The sequence below is a fragment of the Salmonella sp. 2020_1395 genome, from assembly GCF_043848115.1.
GTDB classification, from domain to species: Bacteria; Pseudomonadota; Gammaproteobacteria; order Enterobacterales; family Enterobacteriaceae; genus Salmonella; species Salmonella enterica.
This window is the reverse complement of record NZ_JBCMFH010000016.1, coordinates 41,699-55,690: the sequence shown is the minus strand read 5'-3', so window position 1 is coordinate 55,690 and position 13,992 is coordinate 41,699. Positions and strand designations below refer to the sequence as shown.

Below are 13,992 nucleotides of genomic sequence, written 5' to 3'. Positions count from 1 at the left end.
TTATACCGTCAGGACCACGCAGCTATCCGCTTCCCAGCACAAACGCACTTCATCGCCCCAGGTCGGTAACCCTTTCCGGTAACGGTGCGCATTCTGCAGTTGAGCGCTGATCATCTGCCCGCTTTTTAGCCGCACATGATAAATAGACAGATCGCCGAGATACGCAATATGCGCCACTTCGCCGACGGCGAAATTATAGCCATCGGCAGGCGGCGACTCACACAGCATGATTTTTTCCGGACGTAGCGCCACATATACCGGCACATTATCAACGACAGAGGCATCTGCATCGACTTTTAACGGATGAACCAAACCAGGTGCGTCAATGACCAGACCGTCCTCTTCACGCGCTTTCAGTAAGCCCTCAAAAACATTTACCGATCCGATAAATTCGGCGCTGTAGCGGGTCGTCGGATGCTCGTAAATCTCCTCCGGTTCGCCAATTTGCACAAATTTTCCACGGTTCATGATGGCAATGCGCCCCGCCATCGTCATCGCTTCTTCCTGATCGTGCGTCACCATGACGCAGGTCACGCCGACGCGCTCAAGGATATCCACCACTTCAAGCTGCATCCGGTCGCGTAATTTTTTATCCAGCGCGCCCATCGGTTCATCCAACAAGAGCAGCTTAGGACGTTTCGCCAGGCTGCGCGCCAGGGCCACGCGCTGACGCTGACCGCCGGAAAGCTGATGCGGCTTACGTTTCGCAAACTCCTGCATGTGCACCAGACCCAGCATCTCATTGACGCGGCTGGTAATCTCCGCCTTCGGCAGTTTGTCCTGCTTCAGACCAAAAGCGATGTTCTGCTCTACCGTCATATGCGGAAACAACGCATAGGACTGAAACATCATATTAATCGGACGCTGATACGGCGGAACATGCGCCAGATCGACGCCGTCGAGCATAATTTGCCCGCTGCTCGGCGGTTCAAAACCTGCCAGCATCCGTAGCAGAGTCGATTTTCCACAACCTGACGCGCCCAGCAGGGCAAAAATCTCGCCTTTATAGATAGTCAGACTGACATCATCGACAGCATGTTGCCCGTCGAATGACTTCGTCAGGTTGCGAATTTCCAGAAGCGGCGTCAGCGCTTTACGGGTTTTCACCTGCGGGCGGTGGGGGACATCATTCACAAGGCGCTCTCCGGCATAACACAATCAAACGATACAAACGGTGGAATGCCCGATAGCGCACGCTTATCAGGCAATACCGTTAATCAATTACTTACCGCTTTTCACCTTCGTCCATGCGCGGGTGCGGACGCGATCAATCTTCGGCTCCTGCACTTTCAGGGTAAACAACTTGGCCCGCACATCCGCCGGCGGATAAATTCCCGGGTTATCGCGCACCTGCTGGCTAACCAGCGCCGTCGCCTCTCTATTCGCATTGGCGTAGAAAACGTGATCGGAAATATGGGCAATCACATCAGGGCGCAGCAGATAATTAAGGAACTGGTAGGCCTCGTCTTTATTTTTGGCGTCAGCCGGCATGGCAAACACATCAAAAAACGCCATTGCCCCCTCTTTGGGGATCGAGAAAGAGATATTGACGCCATTTTTCGCCTCTTTCGCCCGGTTAGCGGCCTGCCAGACATCGCCCGCCCAGCCGATGGCCACACAGGTATCGCCATTAGCCAGATCGTTAATGTATTGCGAGGAGTGGAAATAGCGAATGTTTGGCCGTAGCTTCAACAACAGATCGGTTGCCGGGCCGGTGTAGTCATCCGCTTTGCTGCTATTCGGATCTTTACCCAGATAGTTCAGCACGGTGGCAAAAATTTCTTCAGGCGCATCAAGGAAAGAGACGCCGCAGCTTTTTAGCTTCTCCAGATTTTCCGGCTTGAGGACTAAATCCCAGCTATTCACTGGCGCATCATCCCCCAGCACCGCTTTCACTTTATCAACGTTATAGCCAATGCCCGTCGTGGCCCACATGTAGGGCATGGCGTATTTGTTGTCAGGATCGTGCTTCGCTACCAGTTTCAGCAGTTCAGGATCGAGGTTTTTCCAGCCGGGAAGTTTGCTTTTATCCAGCGGCTGAAAAACGCCCGCGGTGAGCTGGCGCTCAAGAAAACTGGCCGATGGCACCACCAGATCGAACCCGGTGCTGCCTGCCATTAACTTGCCTTCCAGCACTTCGTTAGAGTCAAAGACATCATAGATAACGTTAATCCCGGTCTCTTTTTCAAAGTTCGCCACCGTGTCCGGCGCGATATAATCTGACCAGTTATAAATGTGCAGCGTTTTTTGTTCGGCAGCGAGCGTGCCGACAGAGACGACCATCAGAGCACCCGCAACCAGACCCGATAGCCATTTTTTCTTTAAGGCGGTCATCATCGCTTTCCTTCTGAAATCCGTTAACAAATGAACCCATTAGGCGTGGTTTAAAACATGCCTGAAATGTGCATACCTTTTCATTTGATACAAATGAAGAAGAGAGGTCGCCCTCCCTGCCATCAAGCTCGCTATAGAAGCTTCGCAAGAATAACTTTAGCTAAGGTTTGAGGCTATAGCCCAGATTAAAAAACGCCTTTTATCAATTTTTTATGCAGGTTTTGTCTATGTGATAAAGCGAAATGGTCAGAAAGGAGGTGAATAATTCTTTAAATAAAGGTTAATAGCAGCATAAAAAAGTGTAAACAGCAGCCGCGCTGGCAGCGACTGCCTGATTATCGGAAGGGATTAGTGAAGAAAATGGTCAACCGCGCTGGTTTTTTGCGCGTCTTCTTCCGCGTTAAACAGAAGCTGATGCGCCCCGGCCTCAAGGATCACCATAGAAATCTGCTCTTCACTTTGGCGAACAAACCATTCGAACTGTTCGTAGGTGACGCCTTGCATAACGGATAAAGACTGGCACACAACCAGTTTTGGCAGATTATCATCCTGCATATCGAGAAAGGCTTTTACCGTCAACGAACTGGCGTTGATAGCAGAGAGATCGGCCGCCAGCGGCAGCAACGCGGAAGGCCTGACCTCCGCCATCGCGGAAAAAAGAATGGTGTTGTCCACCAAATCGATTTTAGCATCGTAGACGCCGTCAAAATTCTGCATATGCGGCAAATGCAGCGCCTGGCAGGTATCACATTCGAAGAAATTCATGCCCAGGTCGTCGAGCCATTGACGCAACGTATCCAGAGTGGGAACGACCAGTGATATCATAATAATGTGCTACCTCTTACGATGACGATGAAAAAATTACCGGCACAGCTTACGCAAAAAGCGTGCTTCGTACTACGGCGGAATCCACGATTGCGATTAGCCGCCGATTTTAAGGCAAAATTCAGGCGTAGCGTGACGTTCTATCCACTGAATCATTCGCCCCGCGATATCCACGCCCGTAGTCTTTTCGATACCTTCCAGTCCCGGCGAGGCATTCACCTCCATCACCAGCGGCCCGCGCGCGGCGCGTAAAATATCGACGCCCGCCACATCCAGCCCCAGCGTTTGTGCGGCTTTGATGGCGATATCCCGTTCACGAGGCGTGATCGTCGCGATGCTGGCCACCCCGCCACGATGAAGATTGGAGCGAAAATCACCGGCTTTCGCGCACCGCTCAATCGCTGCCACAACCTCATTGCCGACGACCAGACAACGAATATCGCATCCTTTAGCTTCGGCAATGTATTCCTGAACCAGGATATGGGCATTCAGCCCCCGAAACGCATCAATAACGCTTTCAGCAGCCTGACGCGTCTCCGCCAATACCACGCCGATCCCTTGCGTGCCTTCTACCAGCTTCACGACCAGCGGCGCCCCGCCAACCATCTTAATAAGATCGCTGGTATCATCCGGCGAATGGGCGATCCCGGTAATGGGAAGATCGATCCCCTGGCGCGCCAGAAGTTGTAGCGATCGCAGCTTATCGCGCGCGCGGGTAATGGCGACGGATTCATTCAGCGGATAGCTACCCAATAGCTCAAACTGACGTAGCGCAGCGGTACCATAAAAGGTAATGGCCGAACCAATACGGGGAATAACGGCGTCAAAATGGGGCAGACGACGCCCCTTGTAATGGATCGACGACGCTGCCGGATTAATATTCATATAGCAGGAAAGAGGATCGAGTATCTCGACCAGATGGCCGCGCCGCATCGCCGCTTCGCGCAGACGTTTGCAAGAATAGAGCGTTCCATCCCTGGACAATATGGCAATTTTCACCCTGCACCTCGCTGAAAACCCTGAAAAGCCCGCGTATCATACACTGGCCCGCAGGTTTTAGCGCGTCGCCCAGCCCTGTTTATGCAAATATTCAAGGATAAATGGGCGATTTTCTTTAATCAGGGTGCGACGGATATGATCGCTCCAGGTATCGCGTCGCGTATTACTGCCGCGGGTCAGATAATACTCAGCCAACTGCTCGTCATAGCGCGCCAGCAGCTTTTCATCAAGCGGTTGGTACTGGTTCTCATGAACCACAAGCTCGGCAGGCAGGCGCGGTTTCAGATCCGGATTATCCGCAGGCCATCCCAAACACAGGCCAAAGAGCGGCAATACATGCTTCGGCAATTTTAACAGTTCTGTAACAGATTCAATATTGTTACGGATGCCGCCGATATATACGCCGCCTAACCCCAGTGATTCCGCCGCCGTCAGCGCATTTTGCCCCATCATCGCCGTATCGACGACACCGAGCAGCAGTTGTTCGGCAAGCCCCAACTGCGCGTCAGGGCAGATCTGCAAATGACGATTAAAATCGGCGCAAAATACCCAGAACTCAGCGGCCTGCGCCACATGCTTTTGCCCTCCCGTCAGGGGCACTAACGCCTCGCGCAGCGCCCGATCGGTAATACGGATAATAGAGCTGCACTGTAAAAAACTGGAACTGGACGTGCTGCGCGCGGCGGCAATAATGGCCTCTCGCTGCGCGTCAGTCACGGGTTCATCGGTGAAATGGCGAATAGAACGATGGCCACAAAGAAGTTCAATGGTCGGACTCATTATGCTTTTCTCTATCTGAACGGGAAGAAATGTCGGGTGGACGTTTCATCAACTGCGGCGCCAGTAACTGCGCAATACGCCACATCATCGCCACCGCGGCGGGGAGGATCAACACGACGCCCAGGAAAACCATCAATACGCCAGCCAGCGGCGTATTGAACGGCGCGGGCAGCGTAAGGTAATGATTAAGCGATAGCAGAGCAAACGCCAGCAAAATCATACCGAGGTATTCCAGTATCAGTACGCTTTTGGGTAACACGCCAATCGTGCGCATATCAAGCCTCCCGGTTAACTGACGCACAGTGTAGAACGTTCTGGTCCGGCGTGCTTAACAGATATAGCCCTGGGTTATCAAAGGAACAGGCGTAACCTGCTTTTCATCTGCCGTAAATCGCGGCATGATAACACCTGTTCGCCGTCTGGCTTTATGTTCGAGGAGAGATATGTTTACTGTTATTTTTGGCCGCCCAGGGTGCCCTTATTGCGTGCGTGCAAAAGAGTTGGCGGAAAAACTGAGCAAAGAACGCGACGATTTTAACTACCGCTATATTGATATCCATGCTGAAGGCATTACTAAAGCGGATTTGGAAAAAACCGTAGGTAAACCTGTAGAAACCGTACCGCAGATTTTTGTCGATCAAAAACATATCGGCGGCTGTACGGATTTTGAAGCATGGGCAAAAGAAAATCTGAATCTTTTCGCCTGATTGCTCTGGCAACGCCCTCTACCGGAGGGCGCTATCGGCGTTTTTTTCGCCGGTGGCTAAACAGGCTGCTAATAAACAAATAGCAGAGCGCGCCTAACGCACACCAGAATACGGCGCTAAATAACCACGCCAGTTCTTGCCAAAACGATCGGGTAGGCATAAATACCACGCGCATTAACACCAGGCAAAACGGCGCCGCCAGCATCGCCCCGATCAGCGGTCGGATCACCTCGCGTCGGTGAGAACAAAAACTGGCCACCGCGCCAGGTAACGTAAAAAATAACAGTCCAATCTCAGGATGCCCTGCCGCGCGAAAAGCGCCTTGTACATGCATAGTTAATGAAAGACACACCACAATAAAGAGTACAAAGCAGCAGACAACGCTTGCCCACCCGTGTTTATGTTTCAATCGTTCCTCCTGACACTCTCTATCGAACACGCTTTCCGCCGTGAGGCATCCAGTCAGATAAAGTCATGTGGCATTCCATGCCAAAAACACACCTGCACGATTCTTATAGCCGTTAGTACGCAATAAGATTAAACTAGCAGGATATATTGTTGTGTTGTTTTTATTTGGATGCTGTATGCAATACGATTGCACCCTTAATTCATGATAAAAACAGTAGCGTAAATTACCATTTCTTTCAACAGCTTACTCGTAAACAAGAAGTTAGTCTCCGTGAATATAAACGTCGCAGATTTGTTAAATGGGAATTACATCCTGTTATTATTTGTGGTCCTGGCTCTTGGCCTGTGTCTTGGCAAGTTACGTCTGGGTTCAGTCCAACTTGGTAATTCCATTGGCGTTTTAGTGGTCTCTCTATTATTAGGGCAGCAACACTTCAGTATTAACACCGACGCGCTAAATCTGGGATTTATGCTGTTTATTTTTTGTGTCGGCGTCGAGGCTGGCCCCAACTTTTTTTCGATTTTTTTTCGCGACGGTAAAAACTATCTGATGCTTGCCCTGGTCATGGTCGGTAGCGCTCTGCTAATCGCCTTAGGCCTTGGTAAGCTATTCGGCTGGGATATTGGCCTGACGGCCGGTATGCTGGCCGGCTCAATGACATCCACGCCCGTGCTGGTTGGCGCAGGCGATACCCTGCGACATTCCGGCATCGCCAGCACCCAACTCTCCTCCGCTCTTGATAATCTGAGCCTGGGCTATGCCCTGACCTATCTGATTGGCTTGGTCAGCCTGATCGTGGGCGCGCGTTACTTGCCTAAACTACAGCATCAGGATTTGCAAACCAGCGCCCAGCAAATTGCTCGCGAGCGCGGTCTGGATACCGATGCTAATCGCAAAGTTTATTTGCCGGTTATCCGCGCCTATCGGGTTGGTCCGGAACTGGTGGCCTGGACTGACGGAAAAAACCTGCGCGAGCTGGGTATTTACCGCCAGACAGGTTGCTATATCGAACGTATTCGTCGTAACGGTATTCTGGCGAACCCGGATGGCGATGCGGTGCTGCAAATGGGCGATGAGATTGCGCTGGTCGGCTATCCGGACGCGCACGCCAGGCTCGATCCCAGCTTCCGTAATGGTAAGGAAGTGTTTGATCGCGATCTGCTTGATATGCGCATCGTGACGGAAGAAATTGTGGTAAAAAACCACAATGCGGTCGGTCGCCGCCTCGCTCAGCTCAAGCTGACCGATCATGGCTGCTTCCTTAACCGCGTCATCCGCAGCCAGATCGAAATGCCTATCGACGATAACGTCGTGCTGAATAAAGGCGACGTGTTACAGGTGAGCGGCGACGCCAGACGCGTAAAAACCATCGCCGATCGCATTGGTTTTATTTCGATCCATAGTCAGGTGACGGACCTGCTCGCCTTCTGCGCTTTTTTTATCATCGGGTTAATGATCGGGATGATTACCTTCCAGTTCAGCAATTTTAGTTTCGGCATCGGCAACGCGGCCGGATTGCTGTTCGCCGGGATCATGCTCGGTTTCCTGCGCGCTAACCATCCTACCTTTGGTTATATTCCGCAGGGCGCGCTTAACATGGTGAAAGAATTCGGCTTGATGGTATTTATGGCAGGCGTTGGTTTAAGCGCCGGCAGCGGTATCAGCAACGGTCTGGGCGCGGTCGGCGGACAAATGCTGATCGCCGGGCTTGTCGTCAGCCTGGTACCGGTGGTGATCTGCTTCTTGTTTGGCGCTTATGTGCTGCGCATGAACCGGGCGCTGCTGTTCGGCGCCATGATGGGCGCGCGTACCTGCGCCCCGGCGATGGAAATCATTAGCGATACGGCGCGCAGCAATATTCCAGCGCTGGGTTATGCGGGGACTTACGCTATCGCCAACGTTCTGCTAACGCTGGCGGGGACGCTTATTGTCATTATCTGGCCGGGATTAGGATAAAACTGAAGTTTGCCTTTAAGTGAAAAAATTTTGCCAATAGGTCGAACTTTTCGTTAAAGCATCAGTCATACCTATTGCCACTGCTTTTCTTTGATGTCCCCATTTTGTGGAGCCCATCAACCCCGCCATTTCGGTTCAAGGTTGGTGGGTTTTTTGTTGCCTGACGCAGAGTGACACGACATTGACGCTCCGGCGATTCGCTTTACCATCTGTAAAATCGCTTCACGCGCCAGCGGCGTTCGATCCGTTACAAAATGCAGCGTCATCCCCTCGATAAACGCATCCAGCGCGCGGGCGGTCTGTGCGTCAAACCACTGCGCCAGCGTATTCTGGCTACGCTGCATCCAGTTTTGCATGACTATTTTTAACGCTGGCTTATCGCTGGCATAGGCATATAACTGATACATTAACGCCATATTATCCGGCGTCGTAACCTGCGAGCCGTAAATCATTTCCGTTATCGCCTGGCACGCCCCCTCCGCATCCGTCACCTGCGCAAAAAAGTCCTGGTATTGACGCGACATGTTCTCGGTGAAAAGTGTAAAAGCTTCACTCAATAACGCATCCATACCGGCAAAATAGTAGGTCATCGAGCCAAGCGGCACCTGAGCGATAGCGGCGATTTTCCGGTGCGTCACGGCATGAACGCCATAGGTCTTTACCGCTTCCAGTGTGGCCTGAATTATTTTTTCCCGTCGCTTAGGATCATTGGCGCGTCTTACGGCATTTTCTTTCATGATGAGTTCCACATCTCATTCAGGATGCAGGCGATAGTAGCCTGCCGTTTACGCTGAAAAAACAGACAGTAAAAACTGTCTGCACAACGAAGTATGACGATGATATGTACAAATGTACACAAGCTTGCTAATGTTTACCTCTCGCTTCTATTTTCTGGCCTGACGCTATGACCGTCCTCTCCTCACGTAACGCCTTAAAACGCCGTACCTGGGCGCTGTTTATGTTCTTCTTTTTACCCGGACTGCTGATGGCCTCCTGGGCAACCCGAACGCCTGCTATTCGGGATATTCTTTCCGTCTCTACCGCGGAAATGGGGGCGGTCTTATTCGGGCTTTCTATCGGTTCAATGAGCGGTATTCTTTGTTCCGCCTGGCTGGTGAAACGATTTGGCACCCGGAAGGTTATTCGCACGACGATGACCTGCGCAGTAACCGGGATGGTTATTCTTAGCGTCGCGCTGTGGTGCGCCTCGCCGCTGATTTTTGCCCTTGGATTAGCCGTTTTCGGCGCCAGTTTTGGCGCAGCCGAAGTGGCGATTAATGTCGAAGGCGCGGCGGTCGAACGCGAGCTGAATAAAACTGTTCTGCCGATGATGCATGGTTTCTACAGTTTCGGCACGCTGGCGGGCGCTGGTGTCGGCATGGCGTTAACCGCATTAAGCGTCCCGGCTAACATCCATATCATCCTCGCGGCTGCCGTGGCGATCGCGCCCATTTTTATCGCCATTCGGGCGATCCCTGACGGTACGGGTAAAAACGCATCGGAAGATGCTCACCTTCAGGAAAAAGGATTACCTTTTTATCGGGACATCCAGCTTTTGCTTATTGGCGTGGTGGTGCTGGCAATGGCATTCGCCGAAGGCTCTGCGAATGACTGGCTGCCGCTACTGATGGTAGACGGACACGGTTTTAGCCCAACCTCCGGCTCTCTGATCTACGCCGGTTTCACGCTTGGTATGACCGTTGGCCGCTTTACCGGCGGCTGGTTTATTGACCGCTATAGCCGGGTGACGGTTGTTCGCGCCAGCGCGTTGATGGGAGCGCTGGGCATTGGCCTGATTATTTTTGTCGATAGCGACTGGGTCGCCGGCGTCTCGGTCATTCTTTGGGGCTTAGGCGCTTCGCTCGGCTTCCCGCTGACCATTTCCGCCGCCAGCGATACCGGTCCCGACGCGCCGACGCGCGTGAGCGTTGTCGCCACGACCGGCTATCTGGCGTTTTTGGTCGGGCCGCCGCTGTTGGGCTATCTGGGAGAGCATTATGGATTACGCAGCGCCATGATGGTTGTGCTGGCGCTGGTTATTCTGGCGGCGCTGGTGGCGAAGGCCGTCGCCAAACCTGTATCGACTCCGCAACCGGTGATGGAGCATAACGCATGAGTATCAAATTAATCGCCGTCGACATGGACGGCACTTTTCTGAGCGATCAAAAAACCTATAACCGTGACCGGTTTATGGCGCAGTACCAACAAATGAAGCGGCAAGGCATTCGCTTTGTCGTGGCCAGCGGCAACCAGTATTACCAGTTAATCTCGTTCTTTCCTGAAATTGCGCACGAAATCGCTTTTGTCGCGGAAAACGGCGGTTGGGTGGTCAGCGAAGGAGAGGATATTTTTAACGGCGAGCTGACAAAATCCGACTTCCAGACGGTTGTCGAACACCTGCTCACACGCGCCGATGTGGAGATTATCGCCTGTGGAAAAAACAGCGCCTATACGCTGAAACGGTACAACGATGCGTTAAAAGCCGTTGCGGCAATGTATTATCATCGTCTGGAGTTTGTGGATAATTTTAATAACATCAACGATGTCTTTTTCAAATTCGGCCTTAATATTACCGATGAACGGATACCGGAAGTACAGGCGGCGCTGCACGACGCCATTGGCGATATCATGGTCCCCGTTCATACCGGCTATGGCAGTATTGATTTAATAATTCCCGGCGTGCATAAAGCCAACGGCCTGCGTCTGTTACAGCAGCGCTGGGGCATTCATGATAGTGAAGTGGTGGTATTCGGCGACGGCGGCAACGATATTGAGATGCTGCGTCAGGCCGGGTTTAGTTTTGCCATGTCGCACGCCAGCGAGGCGGTCGCGGCGGCGGCGAAATACCGCGCCGGATCGAACAACCAGGAAGGCGTGCTGGATATCATCGACAGCGTATTAAACAACGAGCCGCCGTTTAACATCTAGCGGATGCCTCTCTATGCCTGATAACAGAAAGCTTATCAGGCGTAGCCGCTCTCTCAGACTGTTTGCAAATTCCCCGTCCGCTTATCTTTTAAGAAGACCAGCATCAGCAGTAGCCAAAGAATACCGTTTGCCAGATTAAACAGGCTAAATAGCCCATTGCCGCCGCTTAACCAGGCGTGTTTACTGACTTCAATGCCAACGGTAAAAATCAGCATTTGTAGCATTCCCATCGCCGCCGAGACCGTTCCTTTACTCATATCGCTGGAAAAGAGCGTCAGACGCACCAGTCCGGCATTCGCCAGCCCAATGCCAAAAGCGTATACGCTTAATCCCGCCGTCATCCATAAATAAGCATGGGATGAAACCACCGTCGCCGCCGCGGCGATGATCAGCCCCGCGACGATAGGCCAGCCGCCCATCACGATCAGCGAGCGAACCGTACGTCGGGAGGTTAAACGCGCTAACACCAGATTACCGGCAATGAGCGCGCCAAAAACGGGCACCTGCAGCAGACCATATTCATAGCTGCTGAGCTGTTCGCCGCTAATGATGATAATCGGCGACTGCGCAATCCAGGCCAACAGCGGCAGGCTGACAAATCCCAGCGCTAACGCCCCTGCGACGAACCGCCGGTTTTTTATCACCAACCGATAATCCCGGCCCAGCGCCTTAAATGACAGCGTTTCGCCCCGCCGCGTGGCGGTCTCCGGCATTGCGCGCTGTAGCCCGAAAAAGGCGATAGCGGCCAGTGCGGCAAATAAAATAAACATCCCCTCCCACGGCAGAACATGCACCCATGCCGCCCCAACCAGTGGTCCCAGTAGCGGCGCGATTAACGCCACGTTCGCCATCAGCGCGGTAATTTTTATACACACCGCTTCCTCAAAGGATTCCTGAATCGCGGCATACCCTACAGCGCCGATAAAACACAGGCTAATCCCTTGCAAAAAACGCAGGAATGTAAATTGTTCGATGTTTTTCGCCAGTAACGTCGCCAGGCAGGTGACAATAAACCACACGACGCCCGCCAGCATTACGGGACGACGGCCAATCCGGTCAGACAACGGGCCAAGCAGCCACTGTAAGAACATACCGCCCGCCAGATAAGCGGTCATGGACGTCGGAACCCAGTCCAGGCCTGCCTGATACTGCTCAACCACCGCCAGCATACCCGGCTGGATCATGTCGTTGCCAATATAAGTAGAAAATTCGTACAGCACCAGACAGAGAGGAAAAAGTAGCGCCTGACGTCCCAGCCTGCCGCCTGATTGTAAACGATTCTGCATACCATCTCTTCGCCAATAAAAACCGCGCAGAGTGTAATGAAAGTCGGGGAACTGAGATAGCGAATTATGAGGCTGCAAGGGAAATAGCGCACATTTTTACAGAAAGCTGCTTAGCGCTTGCGTACTTTAAGGTTAATTTAAGTTTGCGCCGTTATCATCAACGTTATTTTATGCCATTGTCTTAAATCTCTTCATGTTGCCGCCAAATAAGACAATACTGCTTTTCCTCCTTGTTACGCTGCATTTATGCTCAGTTTGCACGGGGATGAGCTGGCTATCCCTTTTGATTTCATTGCTCCGAGCCTGGATGTTATGCTGGAAAACCTTAACAACTCGCTGTTTTATTTTATTAACGCCACACCTGATTCCGCGCAGTGGACAATTTCGCTCGCTATCTTTATCGCCAAAGATGTCATCAACATCGTCCCGCTCTTAGCCGTGGTACTCTGGCTGTGGGGTCCCCGCGATCGGGTCTGCGCCCAGCGTCAGCTGATCGTTAAAATCGGCATCGCGCTGATTATCAGTCTGGCGGTCTCCTGGACAATGGGACACCTTTTCCCGCACGACCGTCCGTTTGTCGATCATATCGGCTATAACTTCCTGCATCATGCCGCCGATGACTCGTTCCCCAGCGATCACGGTACGGTGATTTTTACCTTTGCGCTGGCGTTTTTGTTCTGGCACCGCCTCTGGTCAGGCATCGTGATGATGGCGATAGCCATGACCATCGCCTGGTCGCGCGTCTATCTCGGCGTACACTGGCCGTTAGATATGATTGGCGCGCTGCTGGTAGCGATGCTTGGCTGCCTGAGCGCACAGCTGATCTGGCAATGGTACGGCACGCCGCTCTACCAGGCGCTGCAACGTTGTTACCGTTTCTGTTTCGCATTGCCCATTCGAAAAGGCTGGGTACGTGACTAAATAGCGAAAAAAAGAGTAATATTAAGCGCTCTGTATGGTGCGGAGCGCTTATTTAACTCTCCAGGGGAACTATGGAAACGCGACGCGACGAGCGTATTGGTCAATTGCTGCAGGCCTTAAAACGCAGCGATAAACTTCATCTAAAAGAAGCCGCGACCCTGTTGGGCGTCTCTGAAATGACCATTCGTCGCGACCTGAACCATAAAAGCGCGCCTGTCGTATTGCTGGGCGGCTATATCGTACTGGAGCCCCGCAGCGCCAGTCATTATCTGTTAAGCGATCAAAAATCTCGTCTGGTGGAAGAAAAACGCCGAGCCGCTCAGTTGGCTGCGGGCCTGGTACAAGCGCATCAGACAGTATTTATTGACTGCGGCACCACCACGCCGTGGATCATTGAAGCCATTGATAATGACCTTCCCTTTACGGCGGTGTGCTATTCACTTAATACCTTTCTGGCGCTGCAGGACAAACCCCATTGCCGCGCCATCCTGAGCGGCGGGGAGTTTCACGCCAGCAACGCCATTTTCAAGCCGCTTGATTTCCATGAAACGTTAAACAATATTTGTCCGGATATCGCGTTTTATTCCGCCGCCGGCGTTCATACCAGTAAAGGCGCTACCTGCTTTAATCTGGAAGAGCTGCCGGTAAAACATTGGGCAATGACAATGGCACAGAGCCATGTACTGGTGGTGGATCACAGTAAATTCGGCAAGGTACGTCCGGCGCGGATGGGGGAATTATCACGCTTTGATACGATTATCAGCGACCGCCGTCCCGATGAGGCCTTTGTGGCCTACGCTAAAGCGCAACAAATTACTCTGATGTATTAACCGCCCGTTGCCGGATG

The 13,992-nt window shown here is 52.4% G+C and carries 15 protein-coding genes; 6 read left to right on the top strand and 9 right to left on the bottom strand.

Annotated elements, in window-relative coordinates:
- The 6 genes from potG to ACH0WD_RS20265 form a co-directional block, all read right to left on the bottom strand.
- Positions 1 to 1,134, bottom strand: a complete 1,134-nt coding sequence (gene potG, locus ACH0WD_RS20290) for a putrescine ABC transporter ATP-binding subunit PotG (RefSeq protein ID WP_001000698.1) — start codon at positions 1,132 to 1,134, stop codon at positions 1 to 3.
- Between the two features lie 87 nt (positions 1,135 to 1,221).
- Positions 1,222 to 2,334, bottom strand: coding sequence for a spermidine/putrescine ABC transporter substrate-binding protein PotF (potF, locus tag ACH0WD_RS20285; protein ID WP_000125770.1), 1,113 nt, complete (start codon positions 2,332 to 2,334; stop codon positions 1,222 to 1,224).
- Positions 2,335 to 2,682: 348 nt separating this feature from the next.
- Complete coding sequence (locus ACH0WD_RS20280; protein WP_000624810.1) at positions 2,683 to 3,159, bottom strand: YbjN domain-containing protein; 477 nt, start codon at positions 3,157 to 3,159, stop codon at positions 2,683 to 2,685.
- Between the two features lie 96 nt (positions 3,160 to 3,255).
- Positions 3,256 to 4,158 (bottom strand): 30S ribosomal protein S6--L-glutamate ligase, encoded by a 903-nt coding sequence (gene rimK / locus ACH0WD_RS20275; RefSeq protein ID WP_000684361.1) that lies wholly within the window; start codon positions 4,156 to 4,158, stop codon positions 3,256 to 3,258.
- 57 nt (positions 4,159 to 4,215) lie between these two features.
- Entirely contained in the window at positions 4,216 to 4,938 is a 723-nt protein-coding gene (gene nfsA, locus ACH0WD_RS20270) for a nitroreductase NfsA (RefSeq protein WP_000075300.1), read from the bottom strand.
- The gene (locus tag ACH0WD_RS20265; protein ID WP_001259135.1) at positions 4,922 to 5,212 is read right to left on the bottom strand and encodes a YbjC family protein; all 291 of its coding nucleotides are present in this window, start codon (positions 5,210 to 5,212) and stop codon (positions 4,922 to 4,924) included. Before ACH0WD_RS20265 ends, nfsA begins: the two co-directional genes overlap by 17 nt.
- A 169-nt stretch (positions 5,213 to 5,381) precedes the next feature.
- Here ACH0WD_RS20265 and ACH0WD_RS20260 point away from each other — a divergent pair, with 169 nt between their 5' ends.
- A complete protein-coding gene (locus tag ACH0WD_RS20260; protein ID WP_000495513.1) occupies positions 5,382 to 5,645 on the top strand; it encodes a GrxA family glutaredoxin in 264 nt (87 codons plus the stop codon).
- A 31-nt stretch (positions 5,646 to 5,676) separates the two neighbouring features.
- On the opposite strand, the gene ACH0WD_RS20255 is transcribed toward ACH0WD_RS20260, so the two are convergent.
- On the bottom strand, positions 5,677 to 6,054 hold the full coding sequence (locus ACH0WD_RS20255; protein WP_000680850.1) for an inner membrane protein YbjM: 378 nt from the start codon (positions 6,052 to 6,054) through the stop codon (positions 5,677 to 5,679).
- 270 nt (positions 6,055 to 6,324) lie between these two features.
- On the opposite strand from ACH0WD_RS20255, the gene ACH0WD_RS20250 reads away from it, so the two are divergent.
- A complete protein-coding gene (locus tag ACH0WD_RS20250; RefSeq protein WP_001024853.1) occupies positions 6,325 to 8,010 on the top strand; it encodes an aspartate:alanine antiporter in 1,686 nt (561 codons plus the stop codon).
- A gap of 116 nt (positions 8,011 to 8,126) precedes the next feature.
- On the opposite strand, the gene ACH0WD_RS20245 is transcribed toward ACH0WD_RS20250, so the two are convergent.
- Positions 8,127 to 8,747 (bottom strand): TetR/AcrR family transcriptional regulator, encoded by a 621-nt coding sequence (locus ACH0WD_RS20245; RefSeq protein WP_000661870.1) that lies wholly within the window; start codon positions 8,745 to 8,747, stop codon positions 8,127 to 8,129.
- Between the two features lie 167 nt (positions 8,748 to 8,914).
- Here ACH0WD_RS20245 and ACH0WD_RS20240 point away from each other — a divergent pair, with 167 nt between their 5' ends.
- Both ACH0WD_RS20240 and ACH0WD_RS20235 read left to right on the top strand, forming a co-directional pair.
- Positions 8,915 to 10,126: an MFS transporter gene (locus tag ACH0WD_RS20240; RefSeq protein ID WP_000217430.1), complete on the top strand. Its 1,212-nt coding sequence runs from the start codon at positions 8,915 to 8,917 to the stop codon at positions 10,124 to 10,126.
- Positions 10,123 to 10,938 carry a Cof-type HAD-IIB family hydrolase gene (locus ACH0WD_RS20235; RefSeq protein WP_000023556.1) on the top strand — a complete coding sequence of 272 codons (816 nt, stop codon included), beginning with the start codon at positions 10,123 to 10,125 and terminating at the stop codon, positions 10,936 to 10,938. Before ACH0WD_RS20240 ends, ACH0WD_RS20235 begins: the two co-directional genes overlap by 4 nt.
- A 53-nt stretch (positions 10,939 to 10,991) precedes the next feature.
- Here ACH0WD_RS20235 and ACH0WD_RS20230 read toward each other — a convergent pair whose 3' ends face one another.
- Positions 10,992 to 12,224 carry an MFS transporter gene (locus tag ACH0WD_RS20230; protein ID WP_001181284.1) on the bottom strand — a complete coding sequence of 411 codons (1,233 nt, stop codon included), beginning with the start codon at positions 12,222 to 12,224 and terminating at the stop codon, positions 10,992 to 10,994.
- Positions 12,225 to 12,536: 312 nt separating this feature from the next.
- Here ACH0WD_RS20230 and ybjG point away from each other — a divergent pair, with 312 nt between their 5' ends.
- Positions 12,537 to 13,145 (top strand): undecaprenyl-diphosphate phosphatase, encoded by a 609-nt coding sequence (ybjG, locus tag ACH0WD_RS20225; protein WP_001747665.1) that lies wholly within the window; start codon positions 12,537 to 12,539, stop codon positions 13,143 to 13,145.
- Positions 13,146 to 13,216: 71 nt separating this feature from the next.
- On the top strand, positions 13,217 to 13,975 hold the full coding sequence (deoR, locus tag ACH0WD_RS20220) for a DNA-binding transcriptional repressor DeoR (RefSeq protein WP_000450106.1): 759 nt from the start codon (positions 13,217 to 13,219) through the stop codon (positions 13,973 to 13,975).
- Positions 13,976 to 13,992 lie beyond the last annotated feature (17 nt).

Bases quoted from the DNA above. Each gene is read 5' to 3' on its own strand.
- potF (WP_000125770.1), bottom strand. From the start codon at position 2,334: ATGACCGCCTTAAAGAAAAAATGGCTATCGGGTCTGGTTGCGGGTGCT.
- ACH0WD_RS20280 (WP_000624810.1), bottom strand. From the start codon at position 3,159: ATGATATCACTGGTCGTTCCCACTCTGGATACGTTGCGTCAATGGCTC.
- nfsA (WP_000075300.1), bottom strand. From the start codon at position 4,938: ATGAGTCCGACCATTGAACTTCTTTGTGGCCATCGTTCTATTCGCCAT.
- ACH0WD_RS20265 (WP_001259135.1), bottom strand. From the start codon at position 5,212: ATGCGCACGATTGGCGTGTTACCCAAAAGCGTACTGATACTGGAATAC.
- ACH0WD_RS20260 (WP_000495513.1), top strand. From the start codon at position 5,382: ATGTTTACTGTTATTTTTGGCCGCCCAGGGTGCCCTTATTGCGTGCGT.
- ACH0WD_RS20245 (WP_000661870.1), bottom strand. From the start codon at position 8,747: ATGAAAGAAAATGCCGTAAGACGCGCCAATGATCCTAAGCGACGGGAA.
- ACH0WD_RS20240 (WP_000217430.1), top strand. From the start codon at position 8,915: ATGACCGTCCTCTCCTCACGTAACGCCTTAAAACGCCGTACCTGGGCG.
- ACH0WD_RS20235 (WP_000023556.1), top strand. From the start codon at position 10,123: ATGAGTATCAAATTAATCGCCGTCGACATGGACGGCACTTTTCTGAGC.
- ACH0WD_RS20230 (WP_001181284.1), bottom strand. From the start codon at position 12,224: ATGCAGAATCGTTTACAATCAGGCGGCAGGCTGGGACGTCAGGCGCTA.
- ybjG (WP_001747665.1), top strand. From the start codon at position 12,537: ATGCTGGAAAACCTTAACAACTCGCTGTTTTATTTTATTAACGCCACA.
- deoR (WP_000450106.1), top strand. From the start codon at position 13,217: ATGGAAACGCGACGCGACGAGCGTATTGGTCAATTGCTGCAGGCCTTA.